The following is a 19,320-nucleotide window of genomic DNA, read 5'->3' as shown; positions in this document are numbered from 1 at the left end:
CTGGAGCGCGTGTCAACTTCCGATCTGACGACCGCGATTCCGGCGATCGACCCCACGTTCGAGAACGTGTGGGACGAACTCGTGTGGCGCGGCCTCGTCCATGTGTCCACCGACCAGGAGGCGCTGCGCGCCCTTCTCGGAGGAGACCCGATCACGTATTACTGCGGGTTCGACCCGACCGCGCCGAGCCTGCATCTGGGCAACCTCGTGCAGTTGCTGACGATGCGTCGCATCCAGCTCGCGGGGCACAAGCCCCTTGGACTGGTCGGCGGTTCGACGGGCCTCATCGGCGACCCCCGGCCGACGGCCGAGCGCACCTTGAACACTCGCGAGACCGTTGCCGAGTGGGTCGAGCGCCTGCGGACTCAGGTCGAGCGGTACCTCAGCTTCGAAGGCGACAACGCCGCGCGCATGGTGAACAACCTGGACTGGACGGCGCCGATGTCGGCGATCGACTTCCTGCGCGAGATCGGCAAGCACTACCGCGTCGGCACGATGCTGAAGAAGGATGCTGTCGCTGCCCGCCTCAACTCGGATGAGGGCATCAGCTACACCGAGTTCAGCTACCAGATTCTGCAGGGCATGGACTACCTCGAGCTGTACCGCCAGTACGACTGCGTGCTGCAGACCGGCGGTTCGGATCAGTGGGGCAACCTGACCAGCGGCACCGACCTGATCCGTCGGGCCGAGGGTGTCTCGGCCCACGCCATCGGAACGCCCCTGATCACCAACAGCGACGGCACGAAGTTCGGCAAGAGCGAGGGCAACGCCATCTGGCTCGACCCCGAGATGTGCAGCCCCTACCGGATGTACCAGTTCTGGCTGAGCAGCTCCGATGCCGACGTCATCGATCGGTTGAAGGTCTTCACGTTCCTCAGCCGTGCGGAGATCGAGGAGTACGCGGCGCTGGTCGAGTCCGAGCCCTTCCGCCGTGCGGCGCAGAAGCGTCTCGCGCTCGAAGTGGTCGCGACCGTGCACGGTGTCGATGCGGCGGCGGCGGTGATCGCGGCATCCGAAGCTCTCTTCGGTCAGGGCGACCTGTCTGCGCTGGATGCCGACACGTTGCGCACCGCGCTCGAGGAACTGCCGAACGCGACCGTCGCTGCGGGCACGCCCGTGCTCGACGCGCTGGTCACGACCGGACTGGTGTCGAGTCTCTCCGAGGCGCGACGGGCGATCAGTCAGGGCGGTGTGTCGCTCGACGGCTTCCGGGTCGACGAGACGGCGCTGATCCAGGGCGCACTTCCCGGGGGAGTCTCCGTGCTCCGCCGCGGGAAGAAGACCCTCGCCGGCGTCTTCATCGGCTGAGCAGCCCTCATCCACGCGCGCGGGCGCCTTCCAGGAACGCGCGGCTAGGCTCCTCGGAGTCAGCCAGCTCGTCAGGAGATTCGATGCCGTTCACCCCGAGCCACGCCCTCGTCGCGCTGCCGTTCATCCGCACGCCGCTGATACCGGCGGCCATCGCGATCGGTGCGATGACGCCGGATCTGCCGCTGTTCCTGCGTGGCGTGGGGTTGAACTACTCGTTCACGCATGACAACGGAAACGTCGTGTGGACGGCACTGCTCGCCTTCGTGCTGTTCCTGGTCTGGCGCGTGGTGCTGCGGCCCGCGGTGCCGGAACTCGCTCCTCGATGGCTCGCCCGCAGACTGCCGACGGAGTGGTCGACGGGTGGGCTGTCGGCGGCGAGCCGCGCGGTCGGCGTGGGGGAACGGCGCGGATATCCGCTGCTCCTCGCGATCTCGTTGCTGCTCGGCGTGATCTCGCACATCCTGTGGGACCTGTTCACTCACGAGGGGCGATGGGGCGTGGAGCTGTTCCCTGCCCTCGACGAGATGTGGGGGCCGCTCGCCGGTTTCAAGTGGCTCCAGCATGGGTCGAGTGTGATCGGGCTCGTGATCATCGGGGTGTGGGCTCTGCTCTGGGTCCGCCGCCAGACGCCCCGTTCGACGGGGGAGCAGTGGCTTCCGGCCGGAGTGCGGCTGGCGTGGTGGGTGTCCCTTCCGGTGATCCTGATCGGCGCGTGGGTCCTCGGGCTCGTCGTGCTCGGACCACTGGACGCCGAGTTCACGGTGCAGCATCTCGCGTACCGCGTGCTCCCACCCGCGTGTGCCGTGTGGGGAGCGATCACGGTGCTGCTGTCCATCGTGCTTTCGCTGAGCCGCCGAGGTCACCAGCGCGGCTGATCCCCACCCCAGGGGCGCGGTGCCGCGAATTCCCGGCCGGGCAATGCCGGACGGGACGTGGTGAGCTCGTGTCCTGCGACGACGAATCGCGCAATGTGTGCGGCCTCGTCGATCGGGACAGCCGGATCGAGTCGGGCGCGCCGTGGCATGCCGAGAAGCTCGCCGGCGATGCGGCGGAGCGATGTGTGGACGAACCATGTGCCGCCCTCGACCTCGCGCCGACGCAGGAGAGTCGTGATCGCTGCGGCGAGCAGGTAGCCGGCGCTGTGGTCCAGCGCTTGCGCCGGGAGCGCGCCCGGAGTCGTGCCGTCGGCGGATTCGACGAGCGCGATTCCCGACTCGGCCTGCACGAGGCTGTCGAAGCCGGCGTGTTCCGGCCGGTCGGTACCCCAGGCGCTGAGCTGCGCGATGACGAGCCCCGGATGCCGCTGCGCCAAGGCCTCGGGCGTGAGACCGAGTCGATCCAGTGCGGCCGGCCGATAGCCGAGCACCACGGCATCCGCCCCGGCCAGCAGCTCCTGCATCCGTGGGGAACGAGCGTCGAGGAGCGCAGTGCGCTTGCCGTGGCCGGTGTCGACGTGCTGCCACTCCGGCTCCGGCAGATCCGGGGGATCGATCCGCAGCACATCCGCTCCGAGCAGCGCGAGAGTGCGCGTGCACACGGGACCGGCGATCACGCGGGTGAGGTCGAGCACACGCATGCCGGACAGGGGGAGAGGTCCCGATACGTTCCGCGGCATTCGAAGCGTCGAGGCGGAGTTGAGGCGGCGGATATCGAGCAGTGGTTGCTGACGGAGTCGGGCATCCGCGTCGGGATCCTCGGCGATGACGGGCACGGCGAGACCTCCCGTCGACGTGATCGCGGAGACGGCGTCGACTGCCGACAGGCCGAGGATCACGTCGCGGAGACGATCGGCGTCGACCGCTTCCGTCAGTCCCAGCGCGGCGCGCAGGGCGGCCGCATGATGTGGGTAGTTCCCGTGGGTGCGGATCCATCCGTCGGCCGTTTCCCAGAAGCCCGAGAACGGCGACCACACCGGTGGCGCCGTGCCGTCGATGGTGAGCGCGCGATCGCTCCGATAGGCGACCGAGACTCGCTCCGGATCTATGACCGAAGGGTCGCCGCCAGCGACGAGCGTCGCAGCGGCGACGCTCGTCCACGCGAGCTCGCCGATGGCGAGTCGCGAGCGGAGAGGGACGGCGTTCCCCGATGCGGTCACGTCGTCGAGCGCGCGCGGGTCCCCGCCCAACTCGCCCCAGATGCGGGACAACAGGGAGCCCGCGTTCACGTGGCTCGCCCCTCATGCGGCGTGAGGCGTCGATGGGTGGGTGCAGGCATGGCGCGATCGTACTCCGCGCACCCCCGGCAGGAAAAAGCGGGGCTGATCCGGGCGAAGTCCTCGGGGGAGGCCCGGCGACACGCCCGGGGGTGGTGCCTCGATTTGCCAGAACCCCGGAATCCCCGTAACTTATTACTTGTTCGCCCCACAGGGAAGCGGAGAAGCCCAGAGCTTCACCCCCCTCAAGCGGAGAACCACCTCCCGATCCACTCTCTTGAGAGATCAGGCGCTTGCGTCTAGGATGGGAGATCCACCCCTTCTGCAGCTGGAACAGGCTGCGCAGCGGATCTCAGATCCGCCTGGCGCGCCGGTTTGACAAGCGAGTCGGGATGGCTAAGATAGAGAAGTTGCCCTTCGGGCCTGGCTGTGATGGCTGGGTCGTGGGAGCATCCGATCCTTGAGAACTCAACAGCGTGCACTTGTCAAATGCCAAATTATCCTCGTCTCCATTTCGGTGGGGGTGAGAATTCCTTTGGATCAAAGACCAACCTCCTTGTGGGGTTGGCATTCGGATGAAGTCAGCAATGATGTCATCTCTTTGGTCAGCATCAAACTCGCTGCGTCACCGTTTTCCCGGTGGGGTATGCATTTCTTTTTTACGGAGAGTTTGATCCTGGCTCAGGATGAACGCTGGCGGCGTGCTTAACACATGCAAGTCGAACGGTGAAGCCCAGCTTGCTGGGTGGATCAGTGGCGAACGGGTGAGTAACACGTGAGCAACCTGCCCCTGACTCTGGGATAAGCGCTGGAAACGGCGTCTAATACTGGATATGTACCACGATCGCATGGTCTGTGGTTGGAAAGATTTTTCGGTTGGGGATGGGCTCGCGGCCTATCAGCTTGTTGGTGAGGTAATGGCTCACCAAGGCGTCGACGGGTAGCCGGCCTGAGAGGGTGACCGGCCACACTGGGACTGAGACACGGCCCAGACTCCTACGGGAGGCAGCAGTGGGGAATATTGCACAATGGGCGCAAGCCTGATGCAGCAACGCCGCGTGAGGGATGACGGCCTTCGGGTTGTAAACCTCTTTTAGCAGGGAAGAAGCGAAAGTGACGGTACCTGCAGAAAAAGCGCCGGCTAACTACGTGCCAGCAGCCGCGGTAATACGTAGGGCGCAAGCGTTATCCGGAATTATTGGGCGTAAAGAGCTCGTAGGCGGTTTGTCGCGTCTGCTGTGAAATCCGGAGGCTCAACCTCCGGCCTGCAGTGGGTACGGGCAGACTAGAGTGCGGTAGGGGAGATTGGAATTCCTGGTGTAGCGGTGGAATGCGCAGATATCAGGAGGAACACCGATGGCGAAGGCAGATCTCTGGGCCGTAACTGACGCTGAGGAGCGAAAGGGTGGGGAGCAAACAGGCTTAGATACCCTGGTAGTCCACCCCGTAAACGTTGGGAACTAGTTGTGGGGTCCATTCCACGGATTCCGTGACGCAGCTAACGCATTAAGTTCCCCGCCTGGGGAGTACGGCCGCAAGGCTAAAACTCAAAGGAATTGACGGGGACCCGCACAAGCGGCGGAGCATGCGGATTAATTCGATGCAACGCGAAGAACCTTACCAAGGCTTGACATATACGAGAACGGGCCAGAAATGGTCAACTCTTTGGACACTCGTAAACAGGTGGTGCATGGTTGTCGTCAGCTCGTGTCGTGAGATGTTGGGTTAAGTCCCGCAACGAGCGCAACCCTCGTTCTATGTTGCCAGCACGTAATGGTGGGAACTCATGGGATACTGCCGGGGTCAACTCGGAGGAAGGTGGGGATGACGTCAAATCATCATGCCCCTTATGTCTTGGGCTTCACGCATGCTACAATGGCCGGTACAAAGGGCTGCAATACCGCGAGGTGGAGCGAATCCCAAAAAGCCGGTCCCAGTTCGGATTGAGGTCTGCAACTCGACCTCATGAAGTCGGAGTCGCTAGTAATCGCAGATCAGCAACGCTGCGGTGAATACGTTCCCGGGTCTTGTACACACCGCCCGTCAAGTCATGAAAGTCGGTAACACCTGAAGCCGGTGGCCTAACCTTTTTGGAGGGAGCCGTCGAAGGTGGGATCGGTAATTAGGACTAAGTCGTAACAAGGTAGCCGTACCGGAAGGTGCGGCTGGATCACCTCCTTTCTAAGGAGCATCTGACACCTCTTGTAGGTGTCCAGAACCCAGATCGAAGGCGTTCGTTCTTCGCTGGGAGCTCATGGGTGGAACATTTGACATGACATCAAGATCTGATCTTGGAGCTAGTACGTCGTTCTTCGGAGCGGTTGGAAGGTTCTGGGTGAGGGGGCGGGTGTCTGCACGCTGTTGGGTCCTGAGGGACCGGATGCGCACTGGCCTTCGGGTTGGGTGCACAGTCGGTTACTCTGGACCTTTTGTTGTTTCCCCGGTTGGGGTGGCGGCAAGGGGTACCGCCCGTACTTTGAGAACTACACAGTGGACGCGAGCATCTTGCAACAACTTTCGGGTTGTTGCACAAGATGATCTTAAAGATCATTAGTCAATTTCAGATTCCATCTTCGGGTGGGGTCGAGTTTTTGATTCAAACTCATGTGATTTCAAGTCTTTAAGAGCAAACGGTGGATGCCTTGGCATCTGGAGCCGAAGAAGGACGTAGCAATCTGCGATAAGCCTCGGGGAACTGATAAGCAAGTTTTGATCCGAGGGTGTCCGAATGGGGAAACCCCGCTGGGCGGCGTGCCGACCTAGTGACTCCCGCCTGAATATATAGGGCGGGTAGAGGGAACGTGGGGAAGTGAAACATCTCAGTACCCACAGGAAGAGAAAGCAACCGCGATTCCGTTAGTAGTGGCGAGCGAAACCGGAACAGGCTAAACCTAGCGTGTGTGATAGCCGGCAGGTGTTGCACGTTGGGGGTTGTGGGACTTTTCAGTCATCTCTGCCGAGGTGGCGGCGTTACAAGAAGGTATAGACGAACGGTCTTGAAAGGCCGGTCATAGAGGGTGCCAACCCCGTAGTCGAAATGCCTTGCTTGGCGCGAAGAGTATCCCAAGTAGCACGGGGCCCGTGAAATCCCGTGTGAATCTGTCAGGACCACCTGATAAGCCTAAATACTCCCAGATGACCGATAGCGGACAAGTACCGTGAGGGAAAGGTGAAAAGTACCCCGGGAGGGGAGTGAAATAGTACCTGAAACCGTTTGCTTACAAACCGTTGGAGCCTCCTTAGTAGGGGTGACAGCGTGCCTTTTGAAGAATGAGCCTGCGAGTTAGCGATATGTGGCGAGGTTAACCCGTGTGGGGTAGCCGTAGCGAAAGCGAGTCTGAATAGGGCGATTCAGTCGCATGTCCTAGACCCGAAGCGAAGTGATCTATCCATGGCCAGGTTGAAGCGACGGTAAGACGTCGTGGAGGACCGAACCCACTTAGGTTGAAAACTGAGGGGATGAGCTGTGGATAGGGGTGAAAGGCCAATCAAACTTCGTGATAGCTGGTTCTCTCCGAAATGCATTTAGGTGCAGCGTTGCGTGTTTCTTGCCGGAGGTAGAGCTACTGGATGGCCGATGGGCCCTACAAGGTTACTGACGTCAGCCAAACTCCGAATGCCGGTAAGTGAGAGCGCAGCAGTGAGACTGTGGGGGATAAGCTTCATAGTCGAGAGGGAAACAACCCAGACCACCAACTAAGGTCCCAAAGCGCGTGCTAAGTGGGAAAGGATGTGGAGTTGCCTTGACAACCAGGAGGTTGGCTTAGAAGCAGCCACCCTTGAAAGAGTGCGTAATAGCTCACTGGTCAAGTGATTCCGCGCCGACAATGTAACGGGGCTCAAGCACGCCACCGAAGTTGTGGCATTGACATTATTGGTAGGCCTTCGTGGTCCAGCCGTGTTGATGGGTAGGAGAGCGTCGTGTGGCCAGCGAAGCGGCGGTGTGAACCAGCCGTGGAGGCTACACGAGTGAGAATGCAGGCATGAGTAGCGAATGACGTGTGAGAAACACGTCCTCCGAAAGACCAAGGGTTCCAGGGTCAAGCTAATCTTCCCTGGGTAAGTCGGGACCTAAGGCGAGGCCGACAGGCGTAGTCGATGGACAACGGGTTGATATTCCCGTACCGGCGAAGAACCGCCCAAGCTAATCCAGTAGTGCTAAGTGTCTGAATCCTAGTGACTGATCCCTTCGGGGTGACGCTCTGGGCCTAGCGCACGACCCCATTCTGGTGCGGTTAGCGTATTAACAGGTGTGACGCAGGAAGGTAGCCCAGCCCGGCGATGGTTGTCCGGGTGCAAGTGCGTAGGCCGAGTCGTAGGCAAATCCGCGACTCATACAGGCTGAGACACGATGCGGATAATAAGTGGGTGATCCTATGCTGCCAAGAAAAGCATCGACGCGAGGTTCTAGCCGCCCGTACCCCAAACCGACTCAGGTGGTCAGGTAGAGAATACCAAGGAGATCGAGAGAATCGTGGTTAAGGAACTCGGCAAAATGCCCCCGTAACTTCGGGAGAAGGGGGGCCTTCGGCGTATAGGGACTTGCTCCCAAAAGCGTTTGGAGGCCGCAGAGACTAGTGGGTAGCGACTGTTTACTAAAAACACAGGTCCGTGCCAAGTCGCAAGACGATGTATACGGACTGACGCCTGCCCGGTGCTGGAAGGTTAAGAGGACCGGTTAGCCGTAAGGCGAAGCTGAGAATTTAAGCCCCAGTAAACGGCGGTGGTAACTATAACCATCCTAAGGTAGCGAAATTCCTTGTCGGGTAAGTTCCGACCTGCACGAATGGCGTAACGACTTCCCAACTGTCTCAACCGCGAACTCGGCGAAATTGCATTACGAGTAAAGATGCTCGTTACGCGCAGCAGGACGGAAAGACCCCGTGACCTTTACTACAGCTTGGTATTGGTGTTCGGTGTGGCTTGTGTAGGATAGGTGGGAGACTTTGAAGCATGGACGCTAGTTCGTGTGGAGTCATTGTTGAAATACCACTCTGGTCACTCTGGATATCTAACTTCGAACCGTAATCCGGTTCAGGGACAGTGCCTGGTGGGTAGTTTAACTGGGGCGGTTGCCTCCCAAAAAGTAACGGAGGCGCCCAAAGGTTCCCTCAACCTGGTTGGCAATCAGGTGTCGAGTGTAAGTGCACAAGGGAGCTTGACTGTGAGACTGACAGGTCGAGCAGGGACGAAAGTCGGGACTAGTGATCCGGCAGTGGCTTGTGGAAGCGCTGTCGCTCAACGGATAAAAGGTACCTCGGGGATAACAGGCTGATCTTGCCCAAGAGTCCATATCGACGGCATGGTTTGGCACCTCGATGTCGGCTCGTCGCATCCTGGGGCTGGAGTAGGTCCCAAGGGTTGGGCTGTTCGCCCATTAAAGCGGTACGCGAGCTGGGTTTAGAACGTCGTGAGACAGTTCGGTCCCTATCCGCTGCGCGCGTAGGAAGTTTGAGAGGATCTGACCCTAGTACGAGAGGACCGGGTTGGACGAACCTCTGGTGTGTCAGTTGTTCCGCCAGGAGCACCGCTGATTAGCTACGTTCGGGATGGATAACCGCTGAAAGCATCTAAGCGGGAAGCCGGCCTCAAGATGAGACTTCCATACCTTCGGGTGAGAGGCTCCCAGCCAGACTACTGGGTTGATAGGCCAGATGTGGAAGTGCAGTAATGCATGCAGCTGACTGGTACTAATAAGCCGATGACTTGATAACACACCGTTTGTTGGTGCTACGCGTCCACTGAGTGGTTCTCGATGTACGGTCGAGAACCGCATAACAACATTGACTTTGTTATGTGTTTGATTGAAACATCAATAGTGTTTCGGCGGCCATAGCGTGAGGGAAACGCCCGGTTACATTCCGAACCCGGAAGCTAAGCCTCACAGCGCCGATGGTACTGCAGGGGGGACCCTGTGGGAGAGTAGGACACCGCCGGACTTAATTTAGACAAAATGGCCACCCAACGCTGGGTGGCCATTTTTCGTTTACACGAAAATAGGGAGCATCATGCCGGAAGAAGAAGAGCGCCGTCCGCGTCGCAATGACGATGGTGGAACGCGCGGTCAGCGTCCTTCCGGTGGTCGACCCCCCTACAACCGCGACGGGGCTCCTCGTCGCGACGGCGACAACCGCTCCGGCAGCGGCGCTCCGCGCCGCGAGGGTGGCGGTTACAACCGTGATTCCGCTCCGCGTCGCGAGGGCGGTTACAACCGCGATTCTGCTCCGCGTCGCGAGGGCGACAACCGCTCCGGTGGCGCCCCGCGTCGTGAGGGTGGTTACAACCGCGACTCCGCGCCCCGCCGTGAAGGTGGTTACAACCGCGACTCTGCGCCCCGTCGCGAGGGTGGCGGTTACAACCGTGATTCCGCTCCGCGTCGCGAGGGTGGCGGTTACAACCGTGATTCCGCTCCGCGTCGTGATGGCGACAACCGCTCCGGCGGCGCTCCTCGTCGTGAGGGTGGGTACAACCGTGACTCTGCGCCCCGCCGTGAGAGTGGCGGCTACAACCGTGATTCTGCCCCGCGTCGTGAGGGTGGCGGCTACAACCGCGATTCCGCACCGCGCCGTGATGGCGACAACCGCTCCGGTGGCGCTCCGCGTCGCGAGGGTGGCGGTTACAACCGTGATTCCGCTCCGCGTCGCGAGGGCGGCGGTTACAATCGCGATTCTGCTCCCCGTCGTGATGGCGACAACCGCTCCGGCGGCGCTCCTCGTCGTGAGGGTGGGTACAACCGTGACTCTGCGCCCCGCCGCGAAGGCAGCGGCTACAACCGCGACTCCGCACCGCGTCGTGATGGCGACAACCGCTCCGGTGGTGCTCCGCGCCGGGAGGGGGGCGGGTACAACCGTGATTCTGCCCCGCGTCGAGAGGGTGGCGGGTACAACCGCGACTCCGCACCGCGCCGCGATGCCGGAAACGATCGCGACCGCTCTCGCTCCTACCCGCAGCGCGGAGGGGCCGGCCGCGAACGTCCGGTGCAGGCATCGGATGAGCGCCCGCGCTTCAACGACCCGCACATTCCGGACGAGGTCACCGCGCGCGACCTGCACACCTCCGCCCGTAACGAGCTCAAGACTCTGAGCAAGGAGAACGCGGAGCTTGTGGCGCGGCATCTGGCCATGGCCTCTCGCCTGATCGACGAAGACCCGGCGCTCGCTCATGAGCACGCTCTCGCGGCTTCGCGTCGTGCGGGGCGTATTGCGATCGTCCGCGAGACTCTCGGCATCACCGCCTATGCGACCGAGGACTTCGCTCTGGCGCTGCGCGAGCTGCGCACCTATCGACGGATCTCCGGCAAGGACGACCAGATCGCCCTCATGGTGGACAGCGAGCGGGGGATCGGACGACCGGACCGCGCGCTCGAGACCGGACGAGCCGTCGACCGCACGGCTCTCGCGACCCCCGTCCGCGTCGCACTCGCGATCGCGATGTCAGGCGCTCGTCTCGATCAGGGCGATCTCGAGCTGGCTCTCGGTGAACTGGAGATCCCGGAACTGGATCCCGATCGCGCTTTCGAATGGAGTCCTTCGCTGTTCGCCGCTCGCGCAGCCGTGCTCGAGGATCTCGGACGCGACGACGAGGCAGCCTTCTGGGCGCACCGTGCCGAGGTCGCAGCCGAGGCTCTGGGCGTCGACGAAGCCGGCGACGAGGAGATCATCATCGAGGACGGCATGATCGAGGGTGAGTTCGACGACGAGGATGACGAGACCGTAGCGGACGATGAGTCGGATGCCGCTGAGTCCGACGACCTCCCCGCCGACGACCTCCCCGCCGACGACCTCCCCGCCGACGAGTCTGCGCCGATCGAGCAGTCTGCTCCTGACGCCGATGTTCCCGACGCCGAGCCGGCCACCGACGCCGAGCCGACGGTCGAGGACGAGGTGCGCGAGCTCCTGGGTGAAGACGTAGACGAAGACGAAGACGTGTCCGGAGAGCCGGAGCTGGAGGCGTAAGTGGCGCTGTTCTCCCGGAAGCGCCCCGCCGCGTCCACACCGCTTGAGGGCGTCGACACAGTTCTCGCCGATCTGGATGGGGTCGTCTACGCGGGTCCGGGGGCGCTGCCCTACGCGGTGGAGAGCCTCAATCGTGCCGGCGAGTCCGCCCGGCTGGGGTACATCACCAACAATGCCGCCCGCACCGACGCATCTGTCGCCGCACATCTGAGCAGTCTCGGGCTCGATGTCGCCGCCGCAGACGTCGTGACGAGCCCGCAGGCCGCGATGCGCCTGCTCGCGGGGATCCTCCCGGCTCCGGCCACGATCCTCGTGGTGGGCGGTGATGGTCTGGTCGACGAGGTCACGAAGGCGGGCTACACCGTCACGCGCAGCGCCGAGGACTCGCCCGACGCCGTCGTGCAGGGCTTCGCGCCCGAAGTGGCATGGACGGATCTCGCGGAGGCGGCGTTCGCCCTCAAGCTCCCCGAGGACGAGGGCGGCATTCCCTGGATCGCCACGAACACCGACTGGACGATCCCGCGCGAGCGCGGCGTGGCTCCGGGCAACGGCACCCTGGTGTCAGCGGTTCACACGGCCATCGGCCGGCTGGCCACTGTCGCCGGAAAGCCCGAGGCGCCGATCTTCGAGGAGGCACTCGCCCGGTTCGGAGCGCACAAGGCGTTGTTCATCGGCGATCGGCTCGACACGGACATCATGGGCGCGTGCCGCGTCGGCATCGACTCGGTCCTCGTGCTGACGGGCATCGATCGTCCGAAGCACGTGCTCGCTGCCCCGGAGGGGTCCCGCCCCACCTACATCCTCGGCGACCTGCGCGAGCTGCATCAGCCGTATCCAGAGGTCGTCGAGAAAGACGGCGTGTTCCACGTGAACGGCGCCGCCGTCCGCGTCTCCGGCGCCGACGTGGAGATCGTCGCGGAGTCCGGCGTACAGATCGATCTGCTCCGTGCGGGGGCCGCGGCGATCTGGGCCTCCGGCACTCCGGTGTTCGTGCTCCGCGTCCCTGAACGTCTCTACGACGATCCGTTCCACCGTCCCTGACGGAGGCCGCCGTGCCTCCCTCGTCCGTCGAGACGGCCGCGTACAGTGGAACCCGTGACTGATGAGACGACGAATGGGCCGACCGACGGCTTGTGGAGCCGTCTGCGATTGATCGAAGGTCAGCCGCTCCCGGCACGGGCCAATGCCTATTCCGCGTTGCACGACGAGCTGTCCCGCCGCCTCGACAGCGGTGCGAAGCTCGATCAGCGGGAGACTCCGGCATCCCGATGACGCGACTCGACGCCGCCCTCGCCGCCCGAGGACTCGCCCGTTCGCGCAGCCACGCAGCCACTCTCATCTCCGAGGGTCTCGTGAGCGTCAACGGACGCCCGGTGGTGAAGCCGTCGACTTCGGTCGACGATTCTGCCGAGATCACCATCGCGGGCGCCGATCATTACGTCGGACGCGCCGCGCACAAGCTCATCGCCGGCCTCGACGGCTTCGGCATCGCCGTGGCGGGAAGACTCGCTCTCGACATGGGCGCCTCCACCGGAGGATTCACGCAGGTGCTGCGCGAACGCGGCGCGCGGCGGGTGCTCGCGGTCGATGTCGGGCACGGTCAACTCGCACCGACAATCGCTGCTGACTCTGCGGTCGTCGCCGTCGAGGGCTACAACGTCCGGCACATGACTCCGGAGAACCTCGCAGAGGTGACCGGCGAACAGGAGCCGCCCGACCTGATCGTCGGAGACCTCTCCTTCATCTCGCTCGAACTCGTGCTGCCCGCCGTCGCGGCGGTCGCCGCCCCGGCATCCGACATCCTGCTGCTCGTGAAGCCGCAGTTCGAGGTCGGGCGGACCGCCGTGCGCGGAGGCCTCGTCACCGATCCCGCCACACGAGCGGATGCGGTAGCACGCACCGTCTGGAGTGCGTGGGATGCCGGACTCGGGATGCTCGGCATCCTTCCCTCCCCGATCCTCGGAACACACGGCAATGCCGAATACCTTGTGCACCTCGCGCCGGGACGGGGCAGCAATCCGACAGAATGGTTGGACAGCATCAATCGACTGGCAGGGGGACGATGAACGAGCGCAAGATCCTGGTCGTCGCCCACGCCGGCCGGGTCGAGACCGTGCAGGCCGCCCGTCGCGTGATCGACGCGCTGCGGGGAGCCGGCGCCCATCCCGTCCTCGCGGCCGACGACCACTCCGCCCTCGCCGCCGTCGATGACTTCTTCCAAGATGTCGGCGTGCTCGGAACGTCCGCAGATCCCGCCGAGCTCGAGCTCGCGATCGTGCTGGGCGGTGACGGGACCATCCTGCGCGCGGCCGAACTCGTGCGCGACAGCGGTGCACCCGTGCTCGGCATCAACATGGGCCACGTCGGGTTCCTCGCGGAGATCGACCGCGACGACATGGATGACGCCGTCCGACGGGTGATCGACCGCGACTACGAGGTCGAGGAGCGTCTGGCCCTGTCAGTGCGGGTGAAGGATGCTGCCGGCGCCGTGGTCTACGACACCTGGGCGCTCAACGAGGCCACCGTCGAGAAGGCCAGCCGCGAGCGGATGATCGAGGTCGTGCTCGAGATCGACGGCCGACCGCTGTCGAGCTTCGCCTGCGACGGCATGGTCGTCTCGACGCCCACCGGCTCGACCGCGTACAACTTCTCCGCGGGCGGTCCGGTGATCTGGCCCAGCGTCGAGGCCATCGCCGTGATCCCGCTGTCGGCGCACGCGCTGTTCGCCAAGCCGCTGGTGGTCAGCCCTGACGCCGCCGTGGCCATCGAGATGCTCGAGCGCACCGACGGCTCCGGAATCCTGTGGTGCGACGGCCGGCGCTCGCACGACCTGCCTCCCGGTGCCCGCGTGGTCGTCCGGCGGTCCTCCCGCCCGGTGCGGCTGGCCCGCTTGCACCACGCCGCTTTCACCGATCGTCTCGTGCGCAAGTTCCGCCTGCCTGTCGAAGGATGGCGCGGTCAGGAGCCGGGGAAGCAGCGATGATCGAAGAGATGCGGATGCAGGACCTCGGCGTCATCGCCGACGCTGTTCTGCCGCTCGGACCGGGCTTCACCGCGATCACCGGTGAGACCGGTGCGGGAAAGACCATGGTCGTCACCGGTCTCGGCCTCCTGCTGGGTCAGCGTGCCGACTCGGGGGCCGTGCGCGCGGGCGCCGCTCAGGCCTCGGTCGCCGGAGTCTGGATCGTCCCGGAGACGGGTGATGTCGCCGACATCGTCACGGATGCCGGCGGCGAGCTCGAGCCCGCGGGCAACGACCGCGCCGAGCTCTACGTGTCGCGCACCCTGAGCGCCGAGGGGCGCAGCAGGGCCAGCGTCGGCGGTCGAGCCGCTCCCGCGGGCGTCCTGTCGGCCCTCGCCGAGGAGCTCGTGGTGGTGCACGGCCAGTCGGAGCAGCTGCGCCTGCGCTCCGCGGCCGCGCAGCGTGACGCTCTCGATCGTTTCGGCGGTGCACCGGTCGCGAATGCTCTCGAGGGTTACACGGCCTCCTTCGCCCGCTGGCGGACGCTCGACGCCGAGATCACCGAGATATCCGAGAACCGCGACCGCCGCGCCGAAGAGGCAGCTCGTCTGCGCGAAGCCCTCGCGCTCATCGAGGCGACAGCGCCGGAACCGGGGGAGGACCAGGAGCTCAGCGAGCGCGCCGAGCGCCTCGCCAACTCCGAGGAGCTGCGATTGGCGGCATCCCTCGCGCACGGAGCACTGTCGAGCGAAGAGGGCGAGCCTGATGCCTCGGCCCTGGTCGCCGAGGCTCGTCGTCTGCTCGAGCGCGTCACGGATTCGAAGCTCGCCGAGATCTCGGAGACTCTCGCCGACATCGGCTATCGCATCGCCGACGTCGCCGGGCTCCTCTCGGCCTACCTCGCCGACCTCGACGAGTCGGGCCCGCACGAACTCGCCGCCGTCGAGGAGCGCCGCGCCGCTCTCGGAACCCTGATCCGTGCGCACGGTTCGCTCGACGAAGCACTCACGGTGTGGCAGACGGGCTCCGCGCGTCTGGCCGAACTCGACGACGACGGAGAGCGCATCGAACGCCTGGTGGCGGAACGCGATGCCGTCCGTGCTGAGCTCGACGAGCACGCCGCGGCACTGACCGCAGAGCGCACGTCAGCCGCATCTCGCCTCGGCGCCGCCGTCAGTGAAGAACTGCATGCTCTCGCGATGCCCGACGCCCGCCTCGAAGTGGCCGTGACGGAGGGCGCCGAGAGCAGCAACGGCCGTGATGACGTGGCCATCCTGCTCGCCCCGCATCCGGGCGCGGACCCGCGCTCTGTCGGCAAGGGCGCGTCCGGGGGAGAGCTCTCCCGGGTGATGCTGGCGATCGAGGTCGTCATCGCAGGGACCGACCCCGTGCCGACGTTCGTCTTCGACGAGGTCGATGCGGGCATCGGCGGCGCGGCGGCGATCGAGGTGGGCCGGCGACTCGCCCGGCTCGCCGAGAAATCTCAGGTCATCGCCGTCACGCATCTCGCCCAGGTCGCGGCTTTCGCGAGCAACCATCTGTCGGTCGTCAAGTCCAACGATGGCGCGGTCACAGCCTCCAGCGTGCGGCGTCTGGAGGGATCCGACCGGGAAGCCGAGATGGCTCGACTGCTGTCGGGACTCGCCGATTCGGATGCTGCACTCACCCACGCCCGAGAACTTCTCAGCCTCGGCACCTCAGACGCCTGATAGGATCGAAGCCCGTGATGAACTCTTCTTCCGCGGGGCCCAAGAACGACACGACCAAGCACATTTTTGTGACAGGTGGTGTCGTTTCGTCTTTGGGTAAGGGACTCACCGCCGCCAGCCTCGGGAACCTCCTGACGGCTCGGGGACTGCGCGTCGTCATGCAGAAGCTCGACCCGTACCTGAACGTCGATCCCGGCACGATGAACCCCTTCCAGCACGGCGAGGTCTTCGTCACGGACGACGGCGCCGAGACCGACCTCGACATCGGCCACTACGAGCGCTTCCTCGACATCAACCTGTCGCAGGCCGCCAACGTCACGACTGGCCAGATCTACTCGCAGGTCATCGCACGCGAACGGCGCGGCGAGTACCTCGGCGACACCGTGCAGGTCATCCCGCACATCACCGACGAGATCAAGCGGCGCATGCGCCTGCAGGCACACGAGGAGCCGCGCCCCGACGTGATCATCACCGAGGTCGGCGGCACCGTGGGCGACATCGAGTCGCAGCCCTTCCTGGAGGCCGCCCGTCAGCTCCGCCACGAGCTCGGTCGCGACAGCGTGTTCTTCGTGCACGTCTCGCTCGTGCCCTTCATGGGCGCTTCCGGCGAGCAGAAGACCAAGCCGACTCAGCACTCCGTCGCCGCGCTCCGTCAGGTGGGCATCCAGCCGGACGCGCTGGTGCTCCGCAGCGACCGCCCTGTGAGCGCGAGCAACCGCAACAAGATCGCCCTGATGTGCGACGTCGACGTCGAAGGCGTCATCAACACGGTCGACCTGCCCAGCATCTACGACATCCCGTCCACGCTCAACGACCAGGGACTGGACTCGTACATCGTGCGCCGCCTCGGCCTCGATCAGAAGGCCGCCGAAGAGGTCGACTGGTCGCGCTGGAGCAAGGTGCTGCACGCCGTGCACAACCCCAAGCACGAGGTGACCATCGGTCTGGTCGGCAAGTACATCGATCTGCCGGACGCCTACCTGTCAGTGACCGAGGCCCTCAAAGCCGGTGGTTTCGCGCAGGAGACCAAGGTCAACATCCGCTGGATCCCCTCAGACCTCTGCGAGACCCCGGAGGGCGCGCAGGAGCAGCTCGCCGAACTCGACGGCATCTGCGTGCCCGGCGGCTTCGGCATCCGCGGCATCGAGGGCAAGCTCGGCGCTCTGAAGTTCGCACGCGAGCAGGGCATCCCCACGCTCGGTCTCTGCCTCGGCCTGCAGTGCATGGTGATCGAGTACGCGCGCGACGTCGCCGGCATCGCCGGTGCTTCCTCGAGCGAGTTCGACCCGGAGACTTCGGAGCCCGTGATCGCGACGATGGCGGAGCAGATCGAGATCCTCGACGGCGGCGACCTGGGTGGCACCATGCGGCTCGGTCTGTACCAGGCTGCACTGGCCGAGGGGTCCCTCGCCCGCGAGCTGTACGGTGCGCCGGAAGCGTCGGAGCGTCACCGCCACCGCTACGAGGTGAACAACGCCTACCGCGATCGTCTGTCCGAGGCGGGCCTGGTGTTCTCCGGCCTCAACCCCGAACTCGATCTCGTCGAGTACGTCGAGCTGCCGCGCGACGTGCACCCGTACTACATCGCCACGCAGGCCCACCCGGAGCTGCGCTCGCGTCCCACCGCCCCGCACCCGCTGTTCCGCGGACTCGTCGGCGCCGCGATCGAGCGTCACCGCGCCAGCGAGCTGTTCGACGTCAGCGCCGATGACTGACGCGCCGATGACTGACGCGTTCGCGGAGCTCCGCGACGAGCCCTTCGAGCCGGAGATCCTGCAGACTGACCTGGCATTCGAGGGCGCCGTCTGGAACGTCCGCGATGAGCGGGTGCGCTACGGCACCGGCGAGATCCGGCGACAGTTCGTCGAGCACACCGGCGCTGTCGCGATCCTCGCGCTCGACGAGCAGGACCGGGTTCTGCTGATCCAGCAGTATCGGCATCCGATCCGTCACCGCGACTGGGAGCTGCCTGCTGGCCTTCTCGACGTCGCGGGCGAGGAGCCGCTCGAGGCGGCGAAGCGCGAGCTCGCGGAAGAGGCCGATCTGGTCGCCGCGCACTGGGAGCCCCTGGTGTCGTCGTGGACCACTCCCGGTGGGAACGACGAGCTCATTCACGTGTTCCTGGCCACCGGCATCTCCCAAACCGGGTCCGCACACGACCGCGAGGATGAAGAAGCCGACATCCGCGTCGAGTGGGTTCCGCTCTCGGACGCGGTCGACGCCGTGCTCGCCGGACGGATGCGCAACGGCATCCTCACGATCGGAGTGCTGGCAGCGTCGCAGAGGCTGCGCGACCGGAGCTGACGATGCTGCTGCGGCGCGCGCTCGACGCCTACCTGCGTCACGTCACGGTCGAGCGCGGCCTCAGCGCGCACACCATCGGCGCGTACCAGCGGGATCTCGGCGGATATCTGGACTGGTTGACCGCGCAGGGAATCGTCGAGACCGGCGAGGTGACACCGGCCGTGATCGGACAGTTCTTCGCGGAGCGGTCGACGGCGGAGCCGCCTCCGGCGTCGTCGAGCCTCGCGCGGCTGCAGTCCTCGGTGCGCGGCTGGCATCGGTTCCTCGCCCGTGAGGGGATCGAGATCGACGACCCGAGCGGACGGCTGCGCCCGCCCAAGGCAGCCCGCAGACTCCCGAAGGCGTTGACGATCGACCAGGTGGAACGCCTTCTCGCCGCGCCGTCGGCAGACGAGCCGGTCGGCATCCGCGACCGCGCGCTGCTGGAACTGCTGTACGCGACGGGCGCCCGCGTCTCGGAGGCGATCGGACTCGACGTCGACGACCTTGCGCACGGCGACGTACTGCGCCTGCGCGGCAAGGGGTCCAAGGAGCGCATCGTGCCGATCGGCTCGTTCGCGCGAGAAGCGGTCGACGCCTACCTGACCAGGGTGCGCCCGGGGCTCGCGGCCAAGGGGCGTGCGTCCGCTCGTCTGTTCCTCGGAGCCAGGGGAGCGCCGCTCTCCCGGCAGAGCGCATGGCTCGTCATCCGCGCCGCTGCCGAGAGCGCACAGATCACCGCCGAGGTGTCGCCGCACACCCTGCGGCACTCGTTCGCGACGCACCTCCTCCAGGGTGGCGCCGACGTACGGGTGGTGCAGGAGCTGCTCGGACACGCATCGGTAGCGACGACGCAGATCTACACGCACGTGTCCGTGGACACCCTGCGCGACATCTACGCGACCTCGCATCCGCGCGCCCGCTGAACGACCGGGAGCCGGGCGGCTA

12 protein-coding genes and 3 rRNA genes are annotated in these 19,320 nt (G+C 64.8%); 14 read left to right on the top strand and 1 reads right to left on the bottom strand.

Going from position 1 to position 19,320, the window contains the following annotated elements; genetic code table 11:
* Positions 1-9 precede the first annotated feature (9 nt).
* Both tyrS and V5D55_RS18445 read left to right on the top strand, forming a co-directional pair.
* On the top strand, positions 10-1,308 hold the full coding sequence (gene tyrS, locus V5D55_RS18450; protein ID WP_435745873.1) for a tyrosine--tRNA ligase: 1,299 nt from the start codon (positions 10-12) through the stop codon (positions 1,306-1,308).
* An 83-nt stretch (positions 1,309-1,391) separates the two neighbouring features.
* Complete coding sequence (locus V5D55_RS18445) at positions 1,392-2,186, top strand: DUF4184 family protein (protein ID WP_435745871.1); 795 nt, start codon at positions 1,392-1,394, stop codon at positions 2,184-2,186.
* Here the strand turns inward: V5D55_RS18445 and V5D55_RS18440 are convergent.
* Positions 2,171-3,475 (bottom strand): CoA transferase, encoded by a 1,305-nt coding sequence (locus V5D55_RS18440; RefSeq protein WP_435745868.1) that lies wholly within the window; start codon positions 3,473-3,475, stop codon positions 2,171-2,173. The two genes, V5D55_RS18445 and V5D55_RS18440, sit on opposite strands and share 16 nt — an antisense overlap.
* A 646-nt stretch (positions 3,476-4,121) precedes the next feature.
* Between V5D55_RS18440 and V5D55_RS18435 the strand changes: the two genes are divergently transcribed.
* The 12 genes from V5D55_RS18435 (at position 4,122) to xerD (ending at position 19,298) form a co-directional block, all read left to right on the top strand.
* A 16S ribosomal RNA gene (locus V5D55_RS18435) occupies positions 4,122-5,644 on the top strand.
* 429 nt (positions 5,645-6,073) lie between these two features.
* Positions 6,074-9,177, top strand: a 23S ribosomal RNA gene (locus tag V5D55_RS18430).
* Positions 9,178-9,285: 108 nt separating this feature from the next.
* A 5S ribosomal RNA gene (rrf, locus tag V5D55_RS18425) occupies positions 9,286-9,402 on the top strand.
* The 16S, 23S and 5S rRNA genes sit together here, the layout of an rRNA operon.
* 69 nt (positions 9,403-9,471) lie before the next feature.
* Positions 9,472-11,418 carry a primosomal protein gene (locus tag V5D55_RS18420; protein WP_435745865.1) on the top strand — a complete coding sequence of 649 codons (1,947 nt, stop codon included), beginning with the start codon at positions 9,472-9,474 and terminating at the stop codon, positions 11,416-11,418.
* On the top strand, positions 11,419-12,459 hold the full coding sequence (locus V5D55_RS18415) for an HAD-IIA family hydrolase (protein WP_435745863.1): 1,041 nt from the start codon (positions 11,419-11,421) through the stop codon (positions 12,457-12,459). It begins immediately after the preceding gene.
* A gap of 54 nt (positions 12,460-12,513) precedes the next feature.
* A complete protein-coding gene (locus V5D55_RS18410) occupies positions 12,514-12,690 on the top strand; it encodes a hypothetical protein (protein WP_435745860.1) in 177 nt (58 codons plus the stop codon).
* Positions 12,687-13,484 carry a TlyA family RNA methyltransferase gene (locus tag V5D55_RS18405; RefSeq protein WP_435745857.1) on the top strand — a complete coding sequence of 266 codons (798 nt, stop codon included), beginning with the start codon at positions 12,687-12,689 and terminating at the stop codon, positions 13,482-13,484. The genes V5D55_RS18410 and V5D55_RS18405 overlap by 4 nt, the downstream gene beginning before the upstream one ends.
* Complete coding sequence (locus V5D55_RS18400) at positions 13,481-14,401, top strand: NAD kinase (protein WP_435745854.1); 921 nt, start codon at positions 13,481-13,483, stop codon at positions 14,399-14,401. The genes V5D55_RS18405 and V5D55_RS18400 overlap by 4 nt, the downstream gene beginning before the upstream one ends.
* Positions 14,398-16,089 carry a DNA repair protein RecN gene (gene recN, locus V5D55_RS18395; protein WP_435745852.1) on the top strand — a complete coding sequence of 564 codons (1,692 nt, stop codon included), beginning with the start codon at positions 14,398-14,400 and terminating at the stop codon, positions 16,087-16,089. The genes V5D55_RS18400 and recN overlap by 4 nt, the downstream gene beginning before the upstream one ends.
* Positions 16,090-16,106: 17 nt before the next feature.
* Entirely contained in the window at positions 16,107-17,804 is a 1,698-nt protein-coding gene (locus tag V5D55_RS18390; RefSeq protein ID WP_435745850.1) for a CTP synthase, read from the top strand.
* Between the two features lie 7 nt (positions 17,805-17,811).
* Positions 17,812-18,393 (top strand): NUDIX domain-containing protein, encoded by a 582-nt coding sequence (locus V5D55_RS18385; RefSeq protein WP_435745848.1) that lies wholly within the window; start codon positions 17,812-17,814, stop codon positions 18,391-18,393.
* Positions 18,394-18,395: 2 nt separating this feature from the next.
* The gene (xerD, locus tag V5D55_RS18380; RefSeq protein WP_435745845.1) at positions 18,396-19,298 is read left to right on the top strand and encodes a site-specific tyrosine recombinase XerD; all 903 of its coding nucleotides are present in this window, start codon (positions 18,396-18,398) and stop codon (positions 19,296-19,298) included.
* Positions 19,299-19,320: the final 22 nt, after the last annotated feature.

It is taken from the genome of Microbacterium sp. PMB16 (genome assembly GCF_051294855.1).
Taxonomy (GTDB): Bacteria; Actinomycetota; Actinomycetes; order Actinomycetales; family Microbacteriaceae; genus Microbacterium.
This window is presented reverse-complemented; position numbering and strand designations above follow the sequence as displayed.

What these genes read in the sequence shown, in the direction of transcription:
- V5D55_RS18445 (WP_435745871.1), top strand. Translation starts at nt 1,392, where the DNA reads ATGCCGTTCACCCCGAGCCACGCCCTCGTCGCGCTGCCGTTCATCCGC.
- V5D55_RS18385 (WP_435745848.1), top strand. Translation starts at nt 17,812, where the DNA reads ATGACTGACGCGTTCGCGGAGCTCCGCGACGAGCCCTTCGAGCCGGAG.
- recN (WP_435745852.1), top strand. Translation starts at nt 14,398, where the DNA reads ATGATCGAAGAGATGCGGATGCAGGACCTCGGCGTCATCGCCGACGCT.
- V5D55_RS18420 (WP_435745865.1), top strand. Translation starts at nt 9,472, where the DNA reads ATGCCGGAAGAAGAAGAGCGCCGTCCGCGTCGCAATGACGATGGTGGA.
- V5D55_RS18405 (WP_435745857.1), top strand. Translation starts at nt 12,687, where the DNA reads ATGACGCGACTCGACGCCGCCCTCGCCGCCCGAGGACTCGCCCGTTCG.
- xerD (WP_435745845.1), top strand. Translation starts at nt 18,396, where the DNA reads ATGCTGCTGCGGCGCGCGCTCGACGCCTACCTGCGTCACGTCACGGTC.
- V5D55_RS18400 (WP_435745854.1), top strand. Translation starts at nt 13,481, where the DNA reads ATGAACGAGCGCAAGATCCTGGTCGTCGCCCACGCCGGCCGGGTCGAG.
- V5D55_RS18390 (WP_435745850.1), top strand. Translation starts at nt 16,107, where the DNA reads ATGAACTCTTCTTCCGCGGGGCCCAAGAACGACACGACCAAGCACATT.